Source organism: Thalassobaculum sp. (genome assembly GCF_040219615.1).
Taxonomy (GTDB): Bacteria; Pseudomonadota; Alphaproteobacteria; order Thalassobaculales; family Thalassobaculaceae; genus Thalassobaculum_A.
On the sequence record NZ_JAVJSE010000037.1, the window covers coordinates 56,448 to 79,368 of the forward strand.

Annotated in this window: 24 protein-coding genes; 9 read left to right on the forward strand and 15 right to left on the reverse strand. The window is 72.4% G+C overall.

The features are described from left to right. Positions 1-65: 65 nt before the first annotated feature. The 5 genes from RIC31_RS18330 to RIC31_RS18350 are packed head-to-tail and all read right to left on the reverse strand — an operon-like array spanning position 66 to position 4,477. The gene (locus RIC31_RS18330) at positions 66-1,184 is read right to left on the reverse strand and encodes a 2-methylaconitate cis-trans isomerase PrpF family protein (RefSeq protein WP_350111058.1); all 1,119 of its coding nucleotides are present in this window, start codon (positions 1,182-1,184) and stop codon (positions 66-68) included. Beyond that, positions 1,181-2,065 (reverse strand): alpha/beta fold hydrolase, encoded by an 885-nt coding sequence (locus RIC31_RS18335; protein WP_350111061.1) that lies wholly within the window; start codon positions 2,063-2,065, stop codon positions 1,181-1,183. Before RIC31_RS18335 ends, RIC31_RS18330 begins: the two co-directional genes overlap by 4 nt. Before the next feature lie 18 nt (positions 2,066-2,083). Next, entirely contained in the window at positions 2,084-3,052 is a 969-nt protein-coding gene (locus RIC31_RS18340) for a magnesium transporter CorA family protein (RefSeq protein ID WP_350111064.1), read from the reverse strand. 36 nt (positions 3,053-3,088) lie between these two features. Further along, on the reverse strand, positions 3,089-3,979 hold the full coding sequence (locus RIC31_RS18345) for an MBL fold metallo-hydrolase (protein WP_350111068.1): 891 nt from the start codon (positions 3,977-3,979) through the stop codon (positions 3,089-3,091). Between the two features lie 27 nt (positions 3,980-4,006). Continuing rightward, on the reverse strand, positions 4,007-4,477 hold the full coding sequence (locus RIC31_RS18350; protein ID WP_350111071.1) for a GFA family protein: 471 nt from the start codon (positions 4,475-4,477) through the stop codon (positions 4,007-4,009). A 128-nt stretch (positions 4,478-4,605) separates the two neighbouring features. Here RIC31_RS18350 and RIC31_RS18355 point away from each other — a divergent pair, with 128 nt between their 5' ends. The 4 genes from RIC31_RS18355 to RIC31_RS18370 all read left to right on the forward strand — a co-directional run bounded on the left by RIC31_RS18355 (position 4,606) and on the right by RIC31_RS18370 (position 9,672). Then, positions 4,606-6,957, forward strand: a complete 2,352-nt coding sequence (locus RIC31_RS18355; RefSeq protein WP_350111074.1) for a mechanosensitive ion channel domain-containing protein — start codon at positions 4,606-4,608, stop codon at positions 6,955-6,957. A gap of 85 nt (positions 6,958-7,042) precedes the next feature. Continuing rightward, entirely contained in the window at positions 7,043-7,795 is a 753-nt protein-coding gene (locus RIC31_RS18360) for a hypothetical protein (protein WP_350111077.1), read from the forward strand. 109 nt (positions 7,796-7,904) lie between these two features. After that, the gene (locus RIC31_RS18365) at positions 7,905-9,122 is read left to right on the forward strand and encodes an FAD-dependent oxidoreductase (protein ID WP_350111080.1); all 1,218 of its coding nucleotides are present in this window, start codon (positions 7,905-7,907) and stop codon (positions 9,120-9,122) included. Positions 9,123-9,228: 106 nt separating this feature from the next. Next, positions 9,229-9,672 carry a GlcG/HbpS family heme-binding protein gene (locus RIC31_RS18370; RefSeq protein ID WP_350111083.1) on the forward strand — a complete coding sequence of 148 codons (444 nt, stop codon included), beginning with the start codon at positions 9,229-9,231 and terminating at the stop codon, positions 9,670-9,672. 25 nt (positions 9,673-9,697) lie between these two features. On the opposite strand, the gene RIC31_RS18375 is transcribed toward RIC31_RS18370, so the two are convergent. From RIC31_RS18375 to RIC31_RS18385, 3 genes are all read right to left on the reverse strand, one after another. Continuing rightward, positions 9,698-10,183 (reverse strand): PAS domain-containing protein, encoded by a 486-nt coding sequence (locus tag RIC31_RS18375; protein WP_350111086.1) that lies wholly within the window; start codon positions 10,181-10,183, stop codon positions 9,698-9,700. Between the two features lie 80 nt (positions 10,184-10,263). Next, positions 10,264-11,169, reverse strand: coding sequence for a nitrilase-related carbon-nitrogen hydrolase (locus tag RIC31_RS18380; RefSeq protein WP_350111089.1), 906 nt, complete (start codon positions 11,167-11,169; stop codon positions 10,264-10,266). A 151-nt stretch (positions 11,170-11,320) separates the two neighbouring features. Continuing rightward, the gene (locus tag RIC31_RS18385) at positions 11,321-12,556 is read right to left on the reverse strand and encodes a pyridoxal-phosphate-dependent aminotransferase family protein (RefSeq protein ID WP_350111092.1); all 1,236 of its coding nucleotides are present in this window, start codon (positions 12,554-12,556) and stop codon (positions 11,321-11,323) included. 248 nt (positions 12,557-12,804) lie between these two features. Between RIC31_RS18385 and RIC31_RS18390 the strand changes: the two genes are divergently transcribed. After that, positions 12,805-13,320 carry a PAS domain-containing protein gene (locus RIC31_RS18390; RefSeq protein WP_350111095.1) on the forward strand — a complete coding sequence of 172 codons (516 nt, stop codon included), beginning with the start codon at positions 12,805-12,807 and terminating at the stop codon, positions 13,318-13,320. Here the strand turns inward: RIC31_RS18390 and aguA are convergent. Both aguA and RIC31_RS18400 read right to left on the reverse strand, forming a co-directional pair. Continuing rightward, on the reverse strand, positions 13,317-14,408 hold the full coding sequence (aguA, locus tag RIC31_RS18395; RefSeq protein ID WP_350111347.1) for an agmatine deiminase: 1,092 nt from the start codon (positions 14,406-14,408) through the stop codon (positions 13,317-13,319). The genes RIC31_RS18390 and aguA overlap by 4 nt on opposite strands. Next, entirely contained in the window at positions 14,396-14,878 is a 483-nt protein-coding gene (locus RIC31_RS18400) for a response regulator (protein WP_350111098.1), read from the reverse strand. Before RIC31_RS18400 ends, aguA begins: the two co-directional genes overlap by 13 nt. A 125-nt stretch (positions 14,879-15,003) precedes the next feature. Between RIC31_RS18400 and RIC31_RS18405 the strand changes: the two genes are divergently transcribed. Continuing rightward, positions 15,004-15,618 (forward strand): pyridoxamine 5'-phosphate oxidase family protein, encoded by a 615-nt coding sequence (locus RIC31_RS18405; RefSeq protein ID WP_350111101.1) that lies wholly within the window; start codon positions 15,004-15,006, stop codon positions 15,616-15,618. 18 nt (positions 15,619-15,636) lie between these two features. Here the strand turns inward: RIC31_RS18405 and RIC31_RS18410 are convergent, their stop codons facing one another. Then, positions 15,637-15,942 carry an HNH endonuclease gene (locus RIC31_RS18410; RefSeq protein ID WP_350111104.1) on the reverse strand — a complete coding sequence of 102 codons (306 nt, stop codon included), beginning with the start codon at positions 15,940-15,942 and terminating at the stop codon, positions 15,637-15,639. Further along, entirely contained in the window at positions 15,939-16,964 is a 1,026-nt protein-coding gene (locus tag RIC31_RS18415) for a phosphotransferase (protein WP_350111107.1), read from the reverse strand. Before RIC31_RS18415 ends, RIC31_RS18410 begins: the two co-directional genes overlap by 4 nt. Positions 16,965-17,016: 52 nt before the next feature. On the opposite strand from RIC31_RS18415, the gene RIC31_RS18420 reads away from it, so the two are divergent. Continuing rightward, entirely contained in the window at positions 17,017-18,000 is a 984-nt protein-coding gene (locus tag RIC31_RS18420; RefSeq protein ID WP_350111110.1) for a DUF2333 family protein, read from the forward strand. A gap of 16 nt (positions 18,001-18,016) precedes the next feature. On the opposite strand, the gene RIC31_RS18425 is transcribed toward RIC31_RS18420, so the two are convergent. Together RIC31_RS18425 and phaR are read right to left on the reverse strand one after the other, a co-directional pair. Next, positions 18,017-18,544 (reverse strand): hypothetical protein, encoded by a 528-nt coding sequence (locus tag RIC31_RS18425; RefSeq protein WP_350111113.1) that lies wholly within the window; start codon positions 18,542-18,544, stop codon positions 18,017-18,019. A 99-nt stretch (positions 18,545-18,643) separates the two neighbouring features. After that, complete coding sequence (gene phaR / locus RIC31_RS18430; protein WP_350111116.1) at positions 18,644-19,282, reverse strand: polyhydroxyalkanoate synthesis repressor PhaR; 639 nt, start codon at positions 19,280-19,282, stop codon at positions 18,644-18,646. 520 nt (positions 19,283-19,802) lie between these two features. Here phaR and RIC31_RS18435 point away from each other — a divergent pair. Together RIC31_RS18435 and RIC31_RS18440 are read left to right on the forward strand one after the other, a co-directional pair. Continuing rightward, positions 19,803-21,155 carry an alpha/beta fold hydrolase gene (locus RIC31_RS18435; RefSeq protein WP_350111119.1) on the forward strand — a complete coding sequence of 451 codons (1,353 nt, stop codon included), beginning with the start codon at positions 19,803-19,805 and terminating at the stop codon, positions 21,153-21,155. Then, positions 21,152-22,276: an alpha-hydroxy acid oxidase gene (locus tag RIC31_RS18440; protein WP_350111122.1), complete on the forward strand. Its 1,125-nt coding sequence runs from the start codon at positions 21,152-21,154 to the stop codon at positions 22,274-22,276. The genes RIC31_RS18435 and RIC31_RS18440 overlap by 4 nt, the downstream gene beginning before the upstream one ends. A gap of 23 nt (positions 22,277-22,299) precedes the next feature. On the opposite strand, the gene RIC31_RS18445 is transcribed toward RIC31_RS18440, so the two are convergent. Next, entirely contained in the window at positions 22,300-22,905 is a 606-nt protein-coding gene (locus RIC31_RS18445; protein ID WP_350111125.1) for a hypothetical protein, read from the reverse strand. Positions 22,906-22,921: the final 16 nt, after the last annotated feature.

The following is a 22,921-nucleotide window of genomic DNA, read 5'->3' on the forward strand; positions in this document are numbered from 1 at the left end:
GGCCGGGGCGGCTCCGGGACCCACGATGCGACGGGCGTCCGCGACATGCGGCGTGCGGGCGACGGTCACGGGATCAGCACCTCGCCCTGCATCAGCCGGCGGGCGGTGCGGAACACCAACGCGCTCCGCGCCTCGCCGCCCTCCACGACCGCCCCGACCGACAGCACGCCGGACGGGTTCGCGACCCGCACCTCGTCGCCGCCGCCGTGGCGGGCCAGGGCATGGGCGACGGTGCCGGGCAGGCGGGCCGCCACCCCCAGGCACATCGCCCCGGTCAGCGGTACCGCCCGGTGCGCCCGCTCCATGGAGATCATGCGGACCGCGATGTCCTGGGCGTCGGCGCCGACGGTCTGGCCGTCCAGGGTCCGATACGCTGCCGGCGCCGCCAGCAGCGCGACCTTCGGCACCGACAGGGCCGCCTCCTCGGGGGCGGCCGCCATGCCCATGGCGATCGCGGCCTGCCGGCGGATCCAGTCGAGCGCCGCCATGATGTCCGGCCGGGCCTCGATGGCGTCCGGCAGCTCGCTGCCGGCGAGGCCGAGGTTGCCGGCGGCCACGAACACGATCGGGTTGGCGGCGTCGACCATGCTGACCGCGACCGGGCCGACGCCGGGGACGTCGAGGTGGTCGCGGGCGTTCCCGGTCGGCAGCAGCTGCCCGGTCCCGGCGCCGCCCGGGTCCAGGAAGTCGAGCCGGATGCGCGCCCCGGTGCCGGCCACCCCGGCGATCGCGAAGTCGCCGGTCACCACCGCCTTGCCGCCGGCCACCGGGAAGCGGGCGTGGATCACCTTGGCGGTGTTGACCTGGTGGATGCGGACCAGCGCCTCGCCGTCGGCCGCCGCCACCAGTCCCTCGTCGACTGCGAACGGGCCGACCGCCGACGACAGGTTGCCGCAGTTCCCGGCCCAGTCGACCACCGGCCGGTCGACCGCGACCTGGGCGAAGCTGTAGTCGACGTCGCAGTCCGGTCGGGTCGGCGGGCCGATGATCACCGCCTTGGACAGCGACGAGATGCCGCCGCCCATGCCGTCGAGCTGGCGGCCGTAGGGATCCGGGCTGCCGATCACCGAAAGCAGGATCGGATCGAGGGCGGAACGGTCGGTCGGCAGGTCGCGGGCGTGGAAGAACACCCCCTTGCTGGAGCCGCCGCGCATGAACACCGCCGGGATCGCGCGCTGGGTCATGCCCGGGCCCGCCCGGCGAAGAACCGCCGGATCTCGGCGGCCGCCAGGTCCGGCTCCTCGTAGTGCACGAAGTGGCCGGAGCCCTCGGCGAAGCCGACCTCGAGGTCCGAGAAGTAGTCCGGCAGCATGTCTGCCCATTCCGAGCGCAGGACCGGGTCGTGGCGGCCCCACAGTACCCGCGTCGGGACCGAAATCACCGGCGGCTTCGGGGCGGTCCCTGCCATCGTCGCCAGGCGCCCCTCGTTGGCCGAGACGTACCAGTTGAAGCCGCCCTGCAGGTTGCCGGGCCGCAGGAAGTTGTCGACCCAGCGCTCCAGCACGTCGTCGAAGGCGTCCTTGCGGTGGCACCAGTGCCGGATCATGTGGCCGAAATAGGCCCGGCAGGTGTCGCGCGAGGCGCCGACCAGGGCCGGCGCGAACGGCATCTGGTGGAAGGTCTGGTACCAGATCTCGTTGATGTGGCCGGGCTCGCGCCAGCGCGCGCCGACCCCGTGGGTCGGGCAGTTGAAGAAGAACAGGCCCTTGGCCCGTTCGGGATGCCGCACGCCGATGCGCTGCAGCACATAGGCGGCGACGTCGTGGCCGACGAAGCCGACCCGCTCCAGCCCGAGCGTGTCGAGCAGGGCGACGATGTCGTCGGCCAGCACGTCGGCACCGGCCCGGTCGCTGCGCCCGGCATCCGGGTTGCCGCTTTCGCCGAAGCCTCGGAAGTCCGGTGCCAGCAGCCGGAAATCGCCGGCGAGCCGCTCGATCACCGGCTCCCAGGTCGCCCAGAACTCCGGCCAGCCGTGCAGCAGCAGCAGCGGCGGGCCGTCGCCGGCCTCGGCCAGGTGGGTGCGGAAACCGTTGGTCTCGTGGAACGAATGCCGGATCTCGGTCATCTCGGGCTTCCTCGGGGTCTACAGCCAGCCGATGCGGCGGAACACGGTGTAGGGCAGGATCGCCGACACCACCATCAGCGCCAGCGCGAACGGATAGCCCCAGGGCCAGGCCAGCTCCGGCATCGCCTGGAAGTTCATGCCGTAGATCGACGCGATCACCGTCGGCGGCAGGAACACCAGGGTGGCGATCGAGACGATCTTGATGATGGTGTTCTGCTCGTTGCTGATCATGCCGAGGGTGGCGTCCAGCAGGAAGGTCACCCGGTCGGCCAGGAAATGCGCGTGGTCGGTCAGCGAGGCGACGTCGCGCCCCAGGGTCTTGACGCGGCCGCGCACGTCCTTGGCCGGCCTGGCGTTCATCAACGCCTGCCCGAGATAGGTGGTCAGCCGGCCGATGCTCAGCAGGCTCTCCTGGATCTTGGCGTTCAGCTCGCCCTTGCGGCCGATCGCCCGCAGCACGTCCTGGTACGCCAGCTCGGTCTCGCGGCGGGCGGCGCGCGGCAGGAACACCTTGGCCGACAGCGCGTCCATCTCCGCGGCCAGTCGCTCCAGGGTGTCGGCGGCGCGGTCGATCACCGCGTCCAGCAGGCCGGCCAGGATGCCGGCGGCGTCCTCGTCGGCGCCCGGCTTCTGGCAGCGCGCCGCGTAGATCTCGAAGGAGCGCGGCTCGCTGTAGCGGATGGTCACCAGCCGGTCGGCGGCCAGGATGAAGGTGACCGGCCGGGCGACCGGCTCCTCGGTGTCGGTCTTCGACAGCAGGGTCGCGGTCATGAACAGGGTGCCGTCCTCCTGGTAGAGCCGGCTCGACGCCTCGATCTCCTGCATGTCGGCATGGCTGGGCACGTCGATGCCGATGGCCTGCTCGACCAGCCTCTCCTCCTCGGCGGTCGGCCGGAGCATGTCGATCCACACGACACCGGCCGGGATCTCGGTGGCGCCGGTCAGCCGGCCGAGGCGTCTGCCCTGGGCCAGGTAGAGGTCTAGCATGGTCGCCTCGTGCTCTGCCGGGACGTCGGGACCACCTCAGCCGGCCCCGTCGATCGGACGGTACAGGTAGCCGTCGCCGGCGCGCTCGACCCGCGCGAAGCCGGGGAACGGCACATGGGCGCCGGTGACCCGGATGCCGTCGGCGGCGACCTCGTCGAGGATCCGCCGGCGGGTGGCGATCGCGGTCTCGGGGTCGACGTCGAAGGCGAAATACCACTCCGGGTGGGCCATCTGCAGGGCCGGAAGATGCACCACGTCGCCCCAGATCAGCAGCGGGTCGGGGCCGCCGACCCGGTAGCCGACATGGCCCGGCGTGTGGCCGGGCAGCGCCACCACCGCCACCCCCGGCACCGGCTCGTCGCCCGGGTTGACCAGGGTGGTGCGGCCGGCATGGGTCGCGAAGCCCCTGCGGGCCATGTCGAGCTGGCCGCGCTGCATCTCGCTGAGCTGCTCGGGCGCGTCCCAGAACGCCCGTTCCGCTTCCGAGACGACCAGCTCGGCGTTCGGAAACACGCTGCGGTCGCCGTCGTACAGCCCGGCCACGTGGTCGCCGTGCATGTGGGTCATCAGCACCGCGTCGACGTCCTCCGGCCGCAGCCCGGCATCGGCGAGCGCCCGCAGCAGATGGCCGAGCCCCGGGCCGCGGATGCTGCCGTTGCCGGAATCCACCAGATATGTCCGGTCGGGTCCGACGATCGCGAAGGCGTTCACCGACACCGCCAGGTCGCCGGCGTCGACCCCGTGCGGTGCCGCGGCGGGCCGGGCGTCCTCGATCGCCACCCCGGGAAGCCGCGACAGGTCGAAGTCGACATGGCCGTCGCACAGCGCGACGACGCGGTAGTCCCCGGCCTCGGCGGTCACGGATCGGCCTGCGGATCGCCGGATGGCGGCGGTGACCGGCGCGGCGGTGGGGCTGTCGCTCGGCATCGGCTTCTCCCGGTCGTTCGGTTTCGGCTAGCTCAGCAGGTCGTGGGCGGCATGCCAATCCCGCAGCGACAGGCTCGGATAGGCGGGATGGGCCTCGTCGCCTGCCCGGATATCGGCCCGCACCCAGTCCGGCTTGTCGTCGAGCATGATGTGCACGATCTGCGGCGGCGCCGGCAGCGGCGTGTCGATGGCGCTGGCGAACGGATGCAGCAGTTCCGGCCAGCGCGGGTCCCAGACCCAGAGCGCCGACCCGCAGCGCCGGCAGAATCGGCGCTCGGCCGGGCTCGGGCGGCCGTCGATCACGGCGCTGAACGTCGCGACCTCTTCCGAGCCCACGACCTTCAGGCTGTCGGCATGGGCGCCGAGGTTGACGGCATAGCCGCCGCCGCCGTCGGTCTTGCGGCAGATCGAGCAGTAGCAGCGCATGTAGGGCACCGGCGCGTAGGCGTCGCAACTGAACGTCACCGCGCCGCAGCGGCAGGATCCTTCGAGGTGCATGGCGGTTCCTCATCCGTTCCGGCGGCCGGCCCGTACTGAACCGTGAGGCCGCCACGAGGTTCTCTTCCTTCGCCGGCAATGCTACCAGCAACATTGCCCCGGTCACCGTCGTCGGAGATCTTGAGTCCATGACAGTCGCGTCGCCATTGCGATTCCTGCACTTCACCGTCCTGTGCCTGACGCTGCTGGTCGCGGTTCCGGCTGCGGCGCAGGTCCCGGGCCTGCCCGGGACCGGCACGGCCGGCGACGGCCAAGCGGTGACCGGCGACCTCGAACAGCTGGTCAAGACCCTCGACGATCCGCAGCGCCGCGACCAGCTGATCCAGGACCTGAAGTCCCTGCTGGAGCTGCAGCGCAAGGCCCGGGAGGCCGAGAAGGCGGACAGCGTCGGCGTGCATATCGGCGACATGGTGGTCGGCCACTCGGAACGGGTCGGGGCGGTCTTCCAGCGCTTCGTGGACTGGCTCGGCACTTTCGACCAACTGCCGGGCTGGCTCGAGAAGCAGGTCCAGGATCCGCGCCGCCGGGCCTTCTGGATCGACGTCGGGACCGTGGTCGGTCTGACCCTCGTGGCTGTCTTCGTCGGGCGCTGGGTGGTCGGGCTGGCGCTGCGGCGACCGATCGACCGGCTTCGCAATTCCAACCCGAAGAGCCTCCAGAGCCGGGTCTTCCTGGCCGTTGCCCTCGCGCTGCTCGAGGCCTTCATCGTCGCAGCGACCATCGCCTCCGGCTATGCCACCCTGGTCCTGCTGTCCGGCCGGAACGAGATCGAGGCCGGAGCCCTGGTTCTGGTGCTGGCCTGGGCGATCCAGACCGGGGTCGGAGTCGTCGCCCGGTTCGTTCTGGCGCCCTACGCCGAGCATCTGCGGCTGATCCCGATGCGGTCGGAGACCGCCGCCTATCTGTATGTCTGGGTCATGCGACTGACCACCGTGGTGGCGATCGGCTTCGTCGGCTCGCGGCTGGCGATCCCGTTCGGGGCCGGCGCCGTCGGCGCGCGCGGCATCGAGATCGCGGCGGCCCTGGTGTTCGCCGTCCTGCTGGTCGTTCTGGCCATGCAGAGCCGGGAGGATTTCGCGGTGGTGATCCGAGGGCCGGCCGAGCAGATGGGAAGCGGGGTCCGGCGCCGGCTCGCCGACGTCTGGCACGTGCTCGCCATGCTCTACATCCTGGTCGCGTTCGGGATCTTCGTGTCCGGCGAGCAGGACGGTTTCGTGTTCCTGGTCCGCGCCACGGTCACGACGGCGACGTCGTTCGCCGCCGCCTACCTGCTGGCGCGCGGGGCGCGGCGGTTGATCGAGCGGCTGTTCCGGGTCGACGACGAGCTCAATCGACGGTTCCCGGGACTGCGGCAGCGCGCCGGTCTCTACCGCCCGGTGCTGATCCGCAGCATCGACGTCGTGCTGCTGGTGCTTGCGGCCGGCGTCTCGTTGGGGGCCTGGGGCCTCGACCTGTATACCGCGCTGGGCCCGGATGCCCGGGCCCGGATGCTGCAGAGCACAGTGGTGATCGCCTTGGTGCTGGTCATCGGCGTCGGGGTGTGGGAGTTCGCCAGCGGCGCGATCCAGCGCTCGCTGTCCAGCACCTACCCGGACGGCACGCCGCGCCAGCCGGGCGGCCGCGCCAAGACCCTGCTGCCGTTGCTGCGCCGGGTGATATCGATCGCCCTGGTGGTGCTGGTCGGCCTGATCGTGCTGTCGGAGATCGGCGTCGACACCGCCCCGCTGCTGGCCGGCGCCGGGGTCGTCGGCCTGGCCATCGGCTTCGGCTCGCAGGCCCTGGTGCGCGACATCATCACCGGGCTGTTCATCCTGATCGAGGACACCGTGTCGGTCGGCGACGTGGTGACCGCCGGCGGCCACACCGGCGTGGTCGAGGACATCTCGATCCGGACCCTCCGGCTTCGCGACGTCGAGGGTGCGGTGCACACGGTGCCGTTCGGCGACGTCACCAGCGTCGTCAACATGACCAAGGACTTCTCCTACGCGCTGATGGACATCGGGGTCGCCTATCGCGAGGACACCGACCATGTCAGCGCGCTGATCCGCGAGGTCGGCGAGGAGTTGCGGCAGGATCCGGAGCACGGTCCGAAGATCCTGGAGCCGATCGAGATGCTGGGGGTCGACCAGCTGGCCGACAGTGCGGTGGTCATCCGGGCCCGCCTGAAGACCAAGCCGATCCTGCAGTGGGGCATCAAGCGCGAGATGAACCGGCGCCTGAAGAAGCGCTTCGACGCCGAGGGCATCGAGATCCCGTTCCCGCACCAGACCCTGTATTTCGGTGTCGACAAGGACGGCACCGCCCCGCCGGGTCGGATCCTGCTGGAGGCGGAGCGGGCGGCCGCCAGGCTCAAGCAGCCGGAGCCGGTCGTGCATCCCGAGGTCGAGACCGTTTCGGCCGAGGAGAAGGATGCCGCCCGCGCCGAGCAGGAGGCCGCCGAGCAAGAGAAGAGGGAACAGGAGGACAAGAAGGGCGGTTGACGTTCCTGCCGTCGGACCGACCGGCACTCGAAGATGTCACGCGTATCTCACTGAATTGTCACTGCGGCAGCGCCAGACTCTGGCGATGCTGTTGCTCCCGTCGCCTGCTTCCATTGTCCGAATCGCGAAGGCCGGTGTCGCCGGCCTGCTGCTTCTCTTCCCACTGCCGTCCGTCGCCCTGTCCGCGGACGAGACCGACGGCGCCTTCTATTCGGCCGCGATCTTCGACAAGGCGGTGATCCCGGTCAGTGCCGCCACCCTGCGGGGCCTGCAGACGGTTTCAGGCCCGGCCCGGCTGCCGGCCTCGGTCCTGGAGTTCCGGCGGACCTGGAAGGCCGAGCAGGCGGCGCGCGACCGGTTGCTCGACAGCCTGCTCGCCACCACCGACGATCCGGTCGACCGCGAGCGGATCAGCCGGTCGGTCGCGAACGACGAGATCTGGCGCAAGTTCGACCGGCTCCTCAGCTTCGCCGGCTATTCCAGCCGCAACCTCGCCGACGTCACGACCGCCTACTACGTGATCGCCTGGGAGGTGGTCAGGGACGGCCAGGCGATCGACTATCTCGGCGGTGTCCGGCAGGTCCGCGATTCGGTGGCCGACGCGCTGCTGCATGCGCCCGACTTGATCGTGATGTCGGACGCCGACAAGCAGGAGGCCGCGGTGGCGATGGCCTATCTGGCGATCGTCTCGGCCCATCGCGTCCGCGAGTTGCGCGAGGCCGGCGACCGGGCGGGCGAGGCCCGGCTGCGCGAGCAGGTCCGGCGCGCCGTGCTGCGCGGCCAGGGCGTCGACCTGGCGACCCTGCGGCTGACCAATCTCGGCTTCGTCGCCGACTAGCACCTGATACGTCGGGGACCCGCCTGCCGGCGCGTCGACGGTGCCCCCGCTCCTGTGGAATGCTGTCCGGGGCGCGACGCGGACACGGACGGCAGCGCACGGGGGGCCTGTGGAGATTGCGATTGCCGGCGCCGGGATCGGTGGGCTGGCGGCGGCGGCGCTGCTGGCGCGGGCCGGGCATGGCGTGACGGTGTTCGACCAGTATGCCGCGCCCGCACCGGTCGGGTCCGGGCTGATCATCCAGCCGGTCGGGCAGGCCGTGCTCGACCGGCTCGGCGCCGGCACCGCGACCCGGGCCCGGGGCAACCGGGTGCGCCGGATGCTCGGGCACGAGGCGACGACCGGCCGGCCGGTGCTGGATGTGTGGTACGACCGCCGCGGCGACGCCGCCGCCGGGCTGGCGATCCACCGGGCCGCCCTGTTCGATGCCTTGCATGCGGCGGCGGTGGCCGCCGGCGCGCGGATCCGGCCCGGCCACCGGGTGACCGGCGTCGAGGCCGGCAGCCTGCTGTTCGCGGACGGTTCGGTGACGGCGCCCTTCGATCTGGTGGTCGATGCCAGCGGCGCGCGGTCGGCGATCTCGCCGCTGCGGGCACGCGATCTGCCCTATGGCGCGATCTGGGGAACGGTCGACTGGCCGGCCGGCAGCCCGCTGCCGGAGGATCGGCTCAGCCAGTGCTACCGCCGGGCCGACCGCATGCTCGGTGTGCTGCCGATCGGGACCCTGCCCGGTGGGCACCGCCGCAAGGCGGCGATCTTCTGGTCTTTGCCGGCCGACGGTCACGATGCCTGGCTGGACGGCGGGGTCGGGCGATGGCGCGACGAGGCCTGCGGCCTGTGGCCTGCGTTCGCGCCGTTCGTCGAGCAGATCGCCGAGGCCGGGCAGATGACCATGGCGCGCTATGCCCATGGCACCCTGCGCCGCCCGTGGGGCGAGCGGCTGGCGATCATCGGCGACGCCGCGCACCGGGCCAGCCCGCAGCTCGGCCAGGGCGCGAACATGGCGCTGCTGGACGCGGCGGCGCTGGCGGCCGCGCTCGGGTCTGCCGCGCTCGGGTCTGCCGGAGGCGGGACGGCCGGAAGCGGGACGGCCGGGGTGGCGCCGGCGCTGCGGCGCTACGCCGCCGCGCGACGCTGGCATGTCCGGGTCTACCAGGTCCTGAGCTGGGCCTTCACCCCGCAGTACCAGTCGGACAGCCGGATACTGCCGGTGCTGCGCGATCGGCTGCTGTACCCGCTCAGCCAGCTGCCGCCGGTCCCGGCGATCCTGAGCCGCCTGGTCCGCGGCGACCTGCTGCCGCCGCTGGCCGGCGGACTCGGTTCGTGACGCGCACGGTCCCCGTCACGGCCGGAACCGTTCCGGTCGCGTGCGGCCTTGAACGGCGCGGTCCTGCCGCTAGGATCGGCCGCCCAGATTGTCCGGAGAGACCGCCATGCCGATCGCCCAGCCGACCGTCAGCCTCGTCGAGGCCCGCACCATCATCGCCGCGACCCTCGCCAGGGCTGCCGAACTCGGGCTGAAGCCGCTGGCGGTCGCGGTGCTCGACTCGGCCGGCCACCTGAAGGCGTTCGAGCGCCAGGACGGGACCAGCCACATGCGCCTCGAGATCGCCATGGGCAAGGCGCATGGCGCGGTGGCGCTCGGCAGCGGCTCGCGCGCGCTCTTCAAGCGGGCGCAGGAACAGGCCTATTTCGTCAACGCCGTGAACACCCTGGCCCGCGGCCTGCTGGTGCCGGTTCCCGGCGGCGTGCTGATCCGCGACGCGGACGGCGCCATCGTCGGCGCGGTCGGCGTCAGCGGCGACACCTCCGACCAGGACGAAGCCGCCGCCATGGCCGGCATCGCGGCCACCGGCCTGGTCGCCGATCCGGGCTGACGGACCTCGCTCGACCGGCCTCGCGTCAATCCTCGACGGCGGTGAGGTACCGGGTCAGCGACAGGATCATGTCGGGGGTGCGTCCATCGGTGGCCAGCGGCAGGTGGATGCGCTGGGCGCGCGCATAAGTGCGCTCCGGATTGGATATCACACGGGCGGTGCAGGCGACCGGTCGGCCGTCGGCGGCACAGGTCACCAGATCCCGATAGGCGCCGGTCTTCTCGAAGTCCGGAAACACCTCGTGCATCCATTGCCCGGTATGGTTGGCGCCCACGAAGCGAACGATCGCCGTGCCGATGAGCCGGACCCGGAAGCGCCAGGGCGAGCGCGCCACGTCGACCAGCCACAGGTTCGGCAGCAGGTCGGGAATGTCCAACGGGTCCAGATCGTTGCGCCCCGGCAGGCCCTCTGCCGGATGGATCCGTTTCCAGTAGTCGGCCAGCCGTCGGACTTCCTCGCAGTAGGAGCCCGGGGCGATACCGTCGCCCGGATCGTTTTGGGACGTGAGCATGGCGGGCGCCCTGCGGTTTGACCGATGGACGCTAATTTAGAGGCAAATAATTAAATGTGTATGCCGACCGGGCGCCGCGCCTAGAGACCGGCCACCACCCGCACATGGTCGGCCGACCACGCCCCGGGCCAGACCTCGGAGCCGCGGTCGCGCAGGGCCCTCACCGCGCCGACCGGGATGTCCTTGGCCAGCAGGAACGGCCCGTCGCCCCAGTGCTCCTCGACCGCCGGGGTCTCGGAATGCACGCCGGTGTAGCCCAGCGACTTCTCGCAGGGCAGGTACACCGCGTTGCCGGACACGTTGGTCGGGTTCCAGGTGGTGCCGGGCGACGCGCCGACCACGCCGGTCACCGCCACCGCGCACATCAGCTCGACGGCGCGGGCCTTGGCACAGCCGAACACCCGGGCATAGCCGGACCGCCGCAGGGTCATCGACGGCACCAGCAGCAGGTCCGGGCGGTGCGGCGCGATCAGCGTCGACAGCGCCGGCATCTCGACGTCCAGGCAGACCAGGGTGACGATCGTCAGGCCGTCCCATTCGACGACCTGCACGCTGTCGCCGGGGGTCAGCAGCCAGGTCTTCGGGTCCTGCTCGTCCGGGGTCAGGCACAGCTTGTCCTGGTGGACGGCCCGGCCGTCCGGCAGCATCAGCCAGGCCCGGTTGCGTTGCCGGCCGTCGACGGTCCACGGCATGGTGCCGGCCAGCAGGCCGATGCCGTGCTTCGCCGGAAGCCCTTCGAGACGCTCCAGCGCCGCCGGCGCCTGCCCGGCCAGCCACGGGATCTCGCGGTCGGTGGTCAGTCCCTCGGGCTTGAACGCCAGCCACTGCTCGGCGGCGTATTCCGGCATCACCAGGATCTTTGCGCCGGCCGCCGCGGCCTCCGCCATCTTGGCGTCGATGCCGGCGGCCCAGGCGTCCAGCCCGTTCAGCGGCCGGCCGAGATTGGTGGCCCACAGGGCCAGGCTGACGGTGTCGGGTGCGGGCATGGCTGGACTCCGCGGCTCCGGTGGCTGGGGCCCGGCTCTGTGCGGCGGCGCCGCTTCGGCCGGGACGAGGTCGGCAAGCAAGTCGTGCCCAACCTACCTCATCCCGGCCGAAGCGCAGCGTCGAGCCGGGACCTGCGGGTCGACGGGCCGCTCAGAACGTCGTCGACCCGTGTGTCTTCTTGTACTCCGCCACGTGCTGGACCGCCGCGGTGACCCCGCCCGCGACGTGCGGGACGTCGAGATAGTTGAGGGTCGCCTCGACCGAGCCCAGGCAGGCGTAGAGCATCGGCGCGTTCATGTCGCCCATGTGGCCGATCCGGAACGCCTTGCCGCCGAACACGCCGAGGCCGCCGCCGACGCCGGCCAGCATCTCGTCCCGGCAGACCTCGCGGATCCGGTCGCCGCTGATGCCCTCGGCGCAGCGGATCGTGGTCACGCCCAGCGAGCGCTCGGCCGGGACCGTGGCGTTGATCTCCAGGGCGCCGCCCTGGGCCCACACGTCGATCGCCTTCCAGGTGGCGCCGGCCAGCACCCGGTGCCGCTCGAACACCCGCTCCATGCCTTCCTCGAACAGCGCGGCCAGGCCCTCGCGCAGGCCGAAGATGTGGATCTGCGGGGCGGTGCCGCAGAAGGTCCGGTAGCCGGGGCCGCTCATGCGCGGCGTCCAGTCCCAGTAGCGGCGTTCCCGGACGGCCGCCTTGTGGGCTTCGACCGCCTTGGCGTTGGCGGCGACGAAGCCGAGGCCCGGCACCATCATCAGCCCCTTCTGGGAGGCCGCGACGGTGACGTCGACGCCCCATTCGTCCATCCGGAAGTCGATGGTGCCGAGCGAGGCGATGGTGTCGACGATCAGCAGGGCCGGGTGCTTGGCGCGGTTCATCGCCTCGCGCACCGCCTTCACGTCGGTGGTGGTGCCGGTGGCGGTGTCGGTCTGCACCAGCAGCACGGCCTTGATCTCGTGGCCGGTGTCGTCGGCCAGGGCCTGGCCGATCTTCTCCGGGTCGTGGGCACGGCGCCAGTCGCCGGGGACGCTCTGGATCCGGATGCCCAGCGCCTTGGCCATGTCGGCCCAGCTCGACGAGAAGTGGCCGGTCTCCGGCACCAGCACCAGGTCGCCCGGCACCAGGACGTTGACCAGGGCCGCCTCCCAGGCGCCGTGGCCGTTCGAGATGTAGGAGAACACCTCGCCCTCGGTCCGGAACACCCGCTTCAGGCCCTCGAAGCACTCGACGGCGGCGTCGAGGAACTCCGGGTCGTTCAGGTCCATGGTGTCGCGGTGCATGGCGTTCAGCACGCGCGGCGGCACGTTGGTCGGGCCGGGGGTGTTCAGGAACTTGCGCCCGCGCTTCAGCGGGCGGTTGCTGTGACCGATCGAATCGGGCGCCATCGGCGGCTCCATGGGGTGACACGAGGGACAGGCCTGCCCGGCCCGGTGCCGCAGGGAACGGCCCGTCGCGCGGGACGACGGCCGGTCCAGCCCGCCTCACGGGCTCGACCCACCGTCGAGGGCGCGAACATAGAGCAGAAATGCGCGCGCGTCAGCGCCCGGATTCGCGTAAACCTGCTGTTTACCGCGCCTTCCCTAGAATGCCGCCGGCCGGGTGGAGCGTCTGCCGGGTCGAGCGGAGCATTGCGATGTCGTTGCCCGACTACGAGCTGCCCGAAGGGCGCAGGTTCCTCAACCTGCCGCGCGACACGCCGGCGGCGCGGTTCGGGCCGTTGGCGGGCTTCGTGGAGATCTGGCGCGGCAAGTGGCGAGGCGACCGGTTGCCGGCTTGGAGCGACTTCGACTTCTACGACTTCGTCGGTTGGCACGGGCTGATATATGTCGACCAGATCCTGGTCCGGCGGCCGCTCGAGATGCGCTGTCGGCTGTGGGGCAGCCGGCTCGTGGATCTGCTGGGACACGACGAGACCGGGCAGCTGTTCAGCCGGTCGCCGGCCGCCGGCGAACCCGGCCTGCGCGCGGCCAACGCGCAGCTGATCGATACCGGTGGCATCGGCATCGTGCTCGGCCGTGCGCTGAGCTATGGCCGAATGACCGAGTTCACGGTCGTCAAGCTGCCCTGTGCCGAGGACGGCGCGACCGTCGACCATCTGATCGGATGCAGCCAGCCGAACTTCACCCTCGCGATCGACGGGATCCGCTAGCCTGCCGGGACCTGCTGGGTGATGCAGTGGATGTTGCCGCCGCCGAGCAGGATCTCGCGGGCCGGCACGCCGACCACCTCACGGTCCGGAACCGCGTCGGCGATGATCCGCAGTGCTGCCTCGTCGGTGCGCGGATCGAGCAGCGGCACGATCGCGCGACCGTTCGCCAGGTAGAAGTTGGCGTAGGAGCCGGCCAGCCGGTCGCCGGTCCGCCGCGGCTTGCCGCCGGCCGACGGCACCAGGCCGGCGGCCTCGGCCTCGGTCATGTGCAGCGGCCCGGGCATCGGCAGCTTGCGGACCTCGAAGCGCCGGCCGTCGGCGCCCCGGGCGGCGCCGAGCGCCCGCAGGGCGGCGCGCGACCGCGGGAACTGCGGGTCGTCGGGATCGTCGGTCCAGGTCAGCAGCACGATGCCCGGTGCCGGCACATGCAGCAGGTTGTCGACATGGCCGGTGGTCTCGTCCCCGGCGACGCCCTGGGGCAGCCAGATCACCCGGGCCGCGCCGGTGTAGTCGCACAGCTGCCGCTCGGCCAGCAGGTGGCCGAGGCCGGCGTTGCGGCCCGGGCTCAGCACGCATTCCGCCGTGACGAACAGGGTACCGGCGCCGTCGCTGTGCAGCCCGCCGCCCTCCTGCACCAGCGGGCAGCGGTAGCCGGCCATGCCCTCGGCGTCGGCGACCGCCGCCGCGACCCGGTCGTCGGCCGCCCAGTCCGGGTACAGGCCGTGCACGGCGCCGCCCCAGGCGTTGAAGGTCCAGTCGACGGCCCGGCGCTCGCCGCCCGGCCCGACCAGCACGGTCGGACCGACGTCGCGCATCCAGGCGTCGTCGGACTCCATAGCCACGGTCCGCACGCGGGCCGGCAGCACGGCGCGCGCCCGGTCCAGCCGGTCGGGTCGGACGCCGACCGTCACCGGCTCGGCCTCGGCGATCGCCGAGGCGACCGTCGCGAAGGCCTGTTCGGCGGGCTCGGCGTCGGCGCGCCAGGTGTCGGCGCGGCACGGCCACAGCATCCAGGTTCCGGCGTGCGGGGCGAACTCGCCGGGCAGTCGGAACCCGTCGGCGACGGGTGGGCCGGTCAGGCGTTCCAGTTCACACGCTCCGGGAACCGCCGCATCAGGACGGCATTCAACCGCGCCTCGAGCCGCTTGGTCGGTACCGGCTTGACCAGCAGGCCGTCGACCGCCAGCCGCTTGGCCTCCATGACCCCCGGCGAGCCGGCCTCGCCGGCCAGCATGACGACCGGGACGCCGGTCGGCAGGGTGGTCGAGTCGGCGCGGATGCGGAACAGCAGCTCCAGCCCGTCGGTCCCGTCCGGACCCTCCAGCTGCATGTCGCAGATCACCAGGCTCGGCTCCAGCTCCGCTGCCTGCGCCAGCGCCCCGGCGGCGGTCGCCGCCTCGGAGGGCTGTGGCAGCCCGAGCGCCACGAGGGCCCGGACCAGTGCGGCGCGGCTGTCGTCGTCGGGCTCGACCACCAGCACCTGCAGCCCGGCGTAGTCGAAGCGGGCGAACAGCCCGTCCATGACGCGCGTCAGCTTTCTCGGTGCCGTCAGGCTCATTTGCCGCGATATCCTTCCAGGCCGGTCATCCCATCTTTGCCATTTCGATGACCGACTCGATACTGTCTGAAAGTCTAGTCCACTCGCGCGTTGCTCGAAAGCGACCCCGGATAGGGAATCTACGTATGAACGAGATGGTTACGACCGAGACGGACCTCCGCTCCCGCTACGGCGAGACCAGCCGGCTGGCGGCCCGGAAGCAGCTCGACCGGCTCGACGTCCACGCCCGCCGCTTCATCGAGCTGTCGCCGTTCCTGGTGATCTCCAGCCATGGCGCCGACGGGCTCGGCGACGTGTCGCCCAAGGGCGACGCGCCGGGTTTCGTGCAGGTGCTCGACGACCGCACCCTGCTGATCCCGGACCGGCCCGGCAACAACCGGCTCGACACCCTGTCGAACCTGATGACCAACGACGGGGTCGGCCTGCTGTTCCTGGTGCCGGGGGTGTGCGAGACCCTGCGGGTCAACGGCCGCGCCCGGGTGGTGACCGGGGACGACCTGCTGGCGCCGACCGCGGTGCGCGGCCGACTGCCGACCGCCGGCGTCCTGGTGGCGGTCGAGGAGGTCTACCTGCACTGCGCCAAGGCGCTGGTCCGCTCCAAGCTGTGGGAGGACGACCACCGGGTCGAGCGCCGGACCCTGCCGAGCCTGGGGCAGATGCTGGCCGACCAGGTCGACGGCATCGACGCGGGCGACGCGGACGCCCGGATCGAGGATTCGCTGAAGAACAAGCTGTATTGAGCGCGGCACGGAACGCCGTCAGCGCCGCCGCGCCCGGCGGTGCGGGCTGACGAACTCCGGCGGCTTGCGGGCTACCCAGCGCAGGAAGGCCGCGATCCCGGGATGGCCGCGCAGCGCCTCCAGGTTGGCGTAGGCCGTGGCGATCTCGCGCTCGCTCAGCACCGCGTGGATCTTGCGGCGGCAGACGGTGTGCAGCGTCGCCGCCTCGCGCCCGCCCTCCTTGCGCGGCACCCAGTGGTGCCGGTCGACGCTGGCGCCCGCCAGCATCGGCCGGCCGCACAGCGGGCAGGGGCCGAGGTCGTCGCCCGGCTCGATGCCGGTCATGCCGGCTGCTCCCGGCCCGCCTCGATCTCGGCCAGGTCGTGCCGCAGGCGGCCGACCGCATAGGTTCGGCGCGCCGGCAGGCCGAGGGTCCGCGCCCGGCTGAGGTGGTGCAGGGCCACGACGGGGGCCAGCAGGCGTGCGGCGCCGGCCAGCGCCGTCGCGCTTTCACGGTCGGCGGTATAGCCCGCGAGCGTCCGGCCGACGGCGCCGGCGCCGTGGAAGTGCCGCAGCAGGGCGAAGTCCCAGGCCGGGACCAGCACGGCGGCGTCGGCGAGGTCCAGCAGGCCCCGCAGCCGGCCGTCGGCGTGCCGAATGTTGGCGCCGTTCAGGTCGCCATGGATGATCGCCGGCACGGCGTCGGCGGCGCGGCGGATGGCGTCCTCCAGCTGCTGCAGGCGCGGCACCAGGTCGGGCGCGGCTTCGGCCAGCGGGTGCCCGGCCAGCCGCGAGCCGTCGAACGGCCAGGGCTGGTCGAAGCGGTCGGCGACCCCGGCGCCCGGCCCGGCGAGGCGGCCCTCCAGCCGGTCCCCGGCGACCCGCAGCCGGCCGTGGCCCCGGGCCGGCAGGCCGTGGAGATCGGCCAGCAGGACGCCGAGATCGTGCCAGACCGTATCCGCCGTGGCGGCATCGGCGCGCCCGCCCTCGATCCAGCGGTCGACCGCCCAGGCCGGGGCGTGCGCCGCGACCGTCAGGTCCGGGCGGTCGCGGCGGTCGAGCAGCGGCGCCGCCACGCGTGCTCCCCGCGCCGAGAGCGCCCGGCGCAGCGCCACGTCGGCGTCGAAATCGGCCGGCTTGCCGGGATGGGGCGCCAGGATGCGGACCGCCAGCGGTCCGGCCGCGGTCTCGGCCTTCCAGACCTCCGAGGTCGATGCCTTGGCGACGAAGTCGAGCCGGCGGACGCCGAGGTCGAGGGCGTCGAGCAGTGCCGCCACCGCGTCGCGCGGCACCGTGCATCCGGCGGCGCGTTCCGCCCCGGCGGCGGCAAGGCCGCGCGGGCGCGCCGGGTCGAGATCGGGTGACACGGGTTCGCCGCCTCCCTATGTCTGTTCAGGTGCCGACACCGAGGAGAATGCCATGACACGCCCCGCCGTCGACTGGGACGACGAGTATTCCGCACCGCGACGGCGGTTGCTGCCGGGCAAGGGCGTGCTGCGCTGGAGCGGCTGGGGCGTTGCCGCGCTGGTGGTCCTCGCCCTGCTGTACTACCTGGTCGGCGGCCTCGTGATGAACGTGGTCGACGACGACCCGGACTTCCGGCCGGTCGACACCAAGCCCGGCGCCAGCCGGGCGGTGGCCGCCGCCGCCGGGCTGATCGACCGCGAGGTGAACCGGCATCACTGGGTCGCCAACGACCCGTTCTTCTATCCCTCGGCCTGGCTCGACAACACGCCGAACTACCAGCAGGGCGTCGTCTACGCGCTGTCGCGCTTCGCGATCGAGATGACCGACCAGATCGGCCGCACCCGCGGCTCGTCGGAGGCCGATGCCGATCTCGACCGGGCGGCCGGGCTGCTGAAATATCCCGGCAACGTGTGGATCTACGACATCTCGACCTCGCTGCTGCCGACGGCGTCGTCGGAATCGCAGTACCGGTCGGCGCGCCGCGCGCTGCTCGCCTACAACGACCGGCTGGCGGGCGGGCAGGCGATCTTCGAGCGCCGGGCCGACAACCTGCTGGCCACCATCGACCGGATCGCCGCCGATCTGGGCTCGGCGTCGGCGACCATCGACCAGCACCTGGCGCAGACCCGGGACGCCTGGATCGATACCCGGGTCGACGACGTGTTCTACGGGGTCAAGGGCCGGCTGTACGGGTACTACATCCTGCTGCGCGAGATCGGCGACGACTTCGAGCCGGTGCTGAAGGAGAAGCAGCTCGGCCAGGTTTGGACCCAGATGCTGGATTCCCTGCGCCAAGCGGCGGTGCTGAACCCGCTGGTGGTGGTCAACGGCTCCCCGGACGGGCTGTACTTCCCCAGCCACCTGGCGGTGCAGGGCTTCTACCTGCTGCGCGCCCGCACCCAGCTGCGCGAGATCGGCAGCATCCTGCTGCGCTGACCGACGGTCGGCGGATCTAGGCCGGCCGGTCCGGCGGCAGCGTCAGCCCGGCGAACCGCGCGCGGTCGACGGTTTCCCGGGTCTCCCGGTACAGCGCCGCGACCGACCCGGCGCCCCGGACGCCGGCTGTGCCGGGGGACTCCGCCTCCAACTCCTGCCCGATCGCCTGGGCCAGGAAGGTCGACGACGGCCGCGGTCGCGGCCGCCCGGCCCTGATCTCCTCGAATTCCGGCCCGGCGCCGGACCGGTCGTACCGCGGATCCTGGCCGGCGTCGTCCGGGCCGCCGGGCGCGGCGCGCTGCGGGAGCGCACGGCCGGCCGCCGGGGCATCGGCACGGTCGCCGCGCGCCGCCTGCTCGGGGCGGAGCGTCTCGATGCGGGGCGGTGGCGGGACCCGGCGCGGATCCGCGGCAGCGGCCGACTGGCGAGGCTGGCCGGAATCCGTGGCCGGCACGCGCAACTCGGTCCCGGCCGGACGGTCGCCGGCCGGGGTCGCGGCGTATGGGGCCGGGACCGGTCCCGGCGGAATGATGGGCGTGATCATGCGACCTCGCGCCCGCTGTCAACGGGTCAGGATCGCACGGTCCGGTTGACCAAGGGTTAACCCGGCGGGAGCCCGCCGGTCACGAACCGGCGAGGGCGGTCAGCCCTTGCCCTTGTCGTCGCCCAGCCGGTCGAGCTGGTGCCGGAGCTGCTCGACCTGCGCCTGCAGGGTGCGCACCGCGGCCGCCGTCTGGTCGCCGCTCGAGGCCGGATCGGCCGGGGCGGTCGGCTTGCCGTCGGCGCCCGTGGCCGGCGGCGTGAACATCTTCATGGCCTGCTCGAACATGGCGAGGTTGGTCTTCGTCATGTCTTCGAACTGGGTGAAGGGGAACAGCCCGCCGAACGCCTCCTGCATGTAGCTGCGCATGCGCTCCTGGTTGTCGGCGAAGGTCGACATCGCCGTCTCCAGGTAGCGCGGCACCACCATCTGCAGGTTGTCGCCGTAGAAGCCGATGAGCTGGCGCAGGAAGCTGATGGGCAGCAGGTTCTGGCCCTTCGCCTCCTCCTCCACGATGATCTGGGTCAGCACCGCGCGGGTGATGTCCTCGCCGGTCTTGGCGTCGTACACCACGAAGTCCACGTCGTCCTTCACCATCTGGCACAGGTGGTCGAGGGTGACGTAGCTGCTGGTCGCGGTGTTGTAGAGGCGGCGGTTGGCGTATTTCTTGATGGTGACGACGTTGCTGTCGCCGTCGGCCTTGCCGTTCTGGGCACGGGTGGTCTTGGTCTTCTCTGCCATAGCGTCGTCCGCTGCTCCCTGTCGATGCGCCCGCCCGGGGCGCTGAAGGTTCCACGGTGCTCGCGACCCGGTCCCGAACCGCGACAAAGACTGCGCGTTTGCCTGTTGCTTTGCAACGGGTAACGTGGCCAAGCCTCGGAAATGCTGGGGTTCCGGGTCTGCCGCGACGCGAAACCGCAGGCGCGTCGTAACCGCTCCGTCGCTTGGCCCCGATCCGGTCGCGTGACATACTCCGCCGCCATGACGCGAACCCCCGACCCGCAAGAACTGGCCCGCCGGTTCCTGGACCTTTGGCAGGACCAGGTGCAGGCGATGGCGACCGATCCCGAGGTGACGGACGCGGTCCGGCGCTGGACCGCGCTGTGGGGCACCGCGATGGGCGGGGCGGCCATGGCGGGCGGCCCGGGACGGCCTTTCGGGGCAGCCGCGGCGGCCGACGGCGACGACGGCCTGCAGCCGGGGTACCGGCCGGCCGCCGGCAGGGCGTATGATGGCCCGGCAGGCGACGAACGGGACGAGCATGGCCGGCCGATACAGCAGCGCACAACGCCCGAGCGGCGGCCCGTCGCGGCCGGGTCCGCGGCCGCTGCCGCTGTATCTGACCGCGGCCCTGACGACCTGGCTGTCGTCCTACGCGAGCTCCGCCGCCTGGAAGCGCGGATCGCTCGACTGGAAGACCGGCTCGAGCGAGGCGGCGACCGGCCTGCGGGACCAGCTGGCGGCGCTGGAGGCCGCGCGGGCCGCGGCAAGGGCCGGCCAGGAGGCTGACCCGGCCACCGGGCCCGCGATGCCCGGTTCCTTCGACGATGCGCTCGACGACGAGGTTCGCCGCCGGCTCGACCGCTTCATGGCCGGCATCGAGGCCTATCGCGCCCATCCCTACCGCCGCCCGCCGCTGGATCCGCCGGTGTGCTGGAAGGAAGGCAGCACCCTGCTGCTCGACTACGGCGCGGTGCCGGAGGCGGCGGTGCCGGCCACCGCCCGCACCGGCGGCGCGCCGGTCCTGGTGATCCCGTCCCTGGTGAACCGCGGCTACGTGCTCGACCTGGCGCCGGAGCGCTCGCTGATGCGCGGGCTGGCGGCCGCCGGGTTCCGGCCGTTCCTGGTGGAGTGGGGGTTCCCGGGAGAGACCGAGCGGCGCTTCACCATGACCGACTACGTGGCCGGCCGCCTGGAGGGCGCGCTGGAGGCGGTGCTGGCCATCACCGGCCGCCGGCCGGCGGTTCTCGGCTACTGCATGGGCGGGCTGCTGGCGCTGGCGCTGGCCCAGCGCCGGCCGCGCGACACGACCGGTCTCGCCCTGCTGGCGACGCCCTGGGACTTCGCCGCCGACGCGCCGCCGGTGGCGGCGTCGCTGCCCCTGGCGGAACCCTGGCTGACGGGTATGATCGAGGCAGCCGGCTGGCTTCCCACCGACCTGATCCAGACCCTGTTCTTCTCGCTCGACCCGATGCTGGTCATCCGCAAGTTCCTGCGCTTCGCCGAGCTCGACCCCGGCAGCCCCGAGGCCGCCGAGTTCGTGGCGCTCGAGGACTGGCTGAACGACGGCGTGCCGCTGGCCGCCCCGGTCGCCCGCGAGGCGCTGTTCGACTGGTACGGGCGCAACACGCCGATGGCCGGCGAGTGGCGGATCGCCGGCCGCCCGGTGCTGCCGGAGCGGATCGATCTCCCGGCCCTGGTGATGGTGCCGGCGCGCGACCGCATCGTGCCGCCGGCCTCCGCCCGGGCGCTCGCCGACCGGCTGCCGAACGCCACCCGCGCCGACCTGGCGCTCGGACACATCGGCATGGTGGTCGGCTCCAGCGCGCCGAAGCGCGCCTGGAGCACCCTGATCGACTGGCTGACCGAAACCCTGGAGACGACAACGGCATGAACGACACTATCCGGCCCCGGCAGGCGGAGACCATCGAGGAGCTTCGCGAGGCCTGCCAGACCCTGCACGAGGTCGTCGACCGGGCCCGCAGCCGGCTGGACGGCAACGTCTGGGACTATCTGCGCGGCGGTACCGAGAGCGAGACCACCGTGCGGCGCAACCGCCTGGCCTTCGACCGCTGGGCGTTCCGGCCGCGGGTGCTGGAGGACATGCGCGAGGTCGACTGCGGCGGATCTTTCCTCGGCCGCAGGCTCCGGCTGCCGGTGCTGCTGTGCCCGATCGGTTCGCTCGAGAGCTTCCACCCGGACGGGCCGCGCGCCGCCATGCAGGCGGCCGCGGATTTCGGGGTGCCGCTGTTCCTGTCCTCGGTCGGCACCTTCCCGCTGGAGTCGATCGCCGAGGTGCCGGCCGGCAACGGCATGAAGGTGTTCTGCCTGTACAAGCGCGGCGACGACGCCTGGCTGGACGGCGTGGTCGGGCGGGCGATCGACCACGGTTACGACGCCTTCGCGATCACCGTCGACAGCGCCTGGTACAGCCGGCGCGAGCGCGACATCTCGAACCGCTTCGTCAAGCCGTGGCGCCAGGTGCCGGGCATGGAGTTCCAGAAGGCGCTGAACTGGGGCGACATCGCGCGCTTCAAGAAGACCTACGATATCCCGCTGATCCTGAAGGGCATCGCCACCGCCGAGGATGCCCGGCTGGCGGTCGAGCACGGCGCCGACGCGGTGTTCGTGTCCAACCACGGCGGTCGCCAGCTCGACCACGGCCTGGGCGCGCTGGACGTGCTGCCGGAGGTGGTCGACGCGGTGCGCGGCCGGGCTGCGGTGGTGGTCGACGGCGGCATCACCCGCGGCAGCGACATCGCCAAGGCGCGGGCGCTCGGCGCCGACATGGTCGGGATCGGCCGGCTGCTGTGCTGCGGCCTGGCGGCCGGCGGCGCCGCCGGCGTGGTGCGGGTGCTGGAGCTGCTCGAGGAGGAGGCGCGGGTCGACCTCGGCCTGCTCGGGGCACCCGGTTTCGGCCGGCTCGACGGCCGCTACCTGGCGCGCGCCGAGCCGGTGATGGAGCCGTCGCTGTGGAGCCAGTACCCGCTGCTCGGCGAGGCTGCCCGGAGTTGAGCCCGGGCGTCCGGGCCGGCCGGTCAGGCCGCCCGGGGCCTGGCCAGCAGGCCGTGGTCGCCGGCGTGCGGTCCGGCGAGCGCCGCCGAGACGTGCTGCTGTAGTTCGGCCAGCCGGGCGCCGATCTCGTCGGTGGCGGGCACCGCCCGGGCGGCCAGTGTCGCGATCCTGCCGGCCGCCGCCGCGAGGTCGGAGCCGGCCGGCGGGGCCACGTGGGACAGGGGGGCGGCCAGCAGGTTGCCGAGGCCGGCGATGTCGGTGGCCAGCGAGTCGATCTCGCGGGCCAGGAAGACGGCCTGCACCAGTCGGTTGACGCTGTCGGCGCTGCCTGATGTAGCGTCGGTCCGGGTCGACTTGGAGTCCGCGATCATCTGGCGGATCGCCTGGTCGACCGAGCGGCGCAGACCGCCGGTGATGGCGGCGATCCGGTGCAGCCCGGCCGAGACCTGCCGGATCGCCGCGGTCGCCGTCCGGACGTCGGGGCCGCCGGTCGCGGCGACCGCCTCCACCGTCGAGGCGGCGACGGCGATGCCGGCGACGGTCCGGTAGACCTCCGCGCCGAAGCGGTCCGCCAGGCTTTCCACGATGTGCCGCCATTCGACGACCTTGGCCGGATGTTCCTGTGTCATCGCGCAGCTCCCAGCG

Coding starts and splice junctions, on each gene's coding strand:
- RIC31_RS18330 (WP_350111058.1), bottom strand. CDS start 1,184: ATGACCCAGCGCGCGATCCCGGCGGTGTTCATGCGCGGCGGCTCCAGC.
- RIC31_RS18335 (WP_350111061.1), bottom strand. CDS start 2,065: ATGACCGAGATCCGGCATTCGTTCCACGAGACCAACGGTTTCCGCACC.
- RIC31_RS18340 (WP_350111064.1), bottom strand. CDS start 3,052: ATGCTAGACCTCTACCTGGCCCAGGGCAGACGCCTCGGCCGGCTGACC.
- RIC31_RS18345 (WP_350111068.1), bottom strand. CDS start 3,979: ATGCCGAGCGACAGCCCCACCGCCGCGCCGGTCACCGCCGCCATCCGG.
- RIC31_RS18350 (WP_350111071.1), bottom strand. CDS start 4,477: ATGCACCTCGAAGGATCCTGCCGCTGCGGCGCGGTGACGTTCAGTTGC.
- RIC31_RS18355 (WP_350111074.1), top strand. CDS start 4,606: ATGACAGTCGCGTCGCCATTGCGATTCCTGCACTTCACCGTCCTGTGC.
- RIC31_RS18360 (WP_350111077.1), top strand. CDS start 7,043: ATGCTGTTGCTCCCGTCGCCTGCTTCCATTGTCCGAATCGCGAAGGCC.
- RIC31_RS18370 (WP_350111083.1), top strand. CDS start 9,229: ATGCCGATCGCCCAGCCGACCGTCAGCCTCGTCGAGGCCCGCACCATC.
- RIC31_RS18375 (WP_350111086.1), bottom strand. CDS start 10,183: ATGCTCACGTCCCAAAACGATCCGGGCGACGGTATCGCCCCGGGCTCC.
- RIC31_RS18380 (WP_350111089.1), bottom strand. CDS start 11,169: ATGCCCGCACCCGACACCGTCAGCCTGGCCCTGTGGGCCACCAATCTC.
- RIC31_RS18385 (WP_350111092.1), bottom strand. CDS start 12,556: ATGGCGCCCGATTCGATCGGTCACAGCAACCGCCCGCTGAAGCGCGGG.
- RIC31_RS18390 (WP_350111095.1), top strand. CDS start 12,805: ATGTCGTTGCCCGACTACGAGCTGCCCGAAGGGCGCAGGTTCCTCAAC.
- RIC31_RS18400 (WP_350111098.1), bottom strand. CDS start 14,878: ATGAGCCTGACGGCACCGAGAAAGCTGACGCGCGTCATGGACGGGCTG.
- RIC31_RS18405 (WP_350111101.1), top strand. CDS start 15,004: ATGAACGAGATGGTTACGACCGAGACGGACCTCCGCTCCCGCTACGGC.
- RIC31_RS18410 (WP_350111104.1), bottom strand. CDS start 15,942: ATGACCGGCATCGAGCCGGGCGACGACCTCGGCCCCTGCCCGCTGTGC.
- RIC31_RS18420 (WP_350111110.1), top strand. CDS start 17,017: ATGACACGCCCCGCCGTCGACTGGGACGACGAGTATTCCGCACCGCGA.
- RIC31_RS18425 (WP_350111113.1), bottom strand. CDS start 18,544: ATGATCACGCCCATCATTCCGCCGGGACCGGTCCCGGCCCCATACGCC.
- phaR (WP_350111116.1), bottom strand. CDS start 19,282: ATGGCAGAGAAGACCAAGACCACCCGTGCCCAGAACGGCAAGGCCGAC.
- RIC31_RS18435 (WP_350111119.1), top strand. CDS start 19,803: ATGGCCGGCCGATACAGCAGCGCACAACGCCCGAGCGGCGGCCCGTCG.
- RIC31_RS18440 (WP_350111122.1), top strand. CDS start 21,152: ATGAACGACACTATCCGGCCCCGGCAGGCGGAGACCATCGAGGAGCTT.
- RIC31_RS18445 (WP_350111125.1), bottom strand. CDS start 22,905: ATGACACAGGAACATCCGGCCAAGGTCGTCGAATGGCGGCACATCGTG.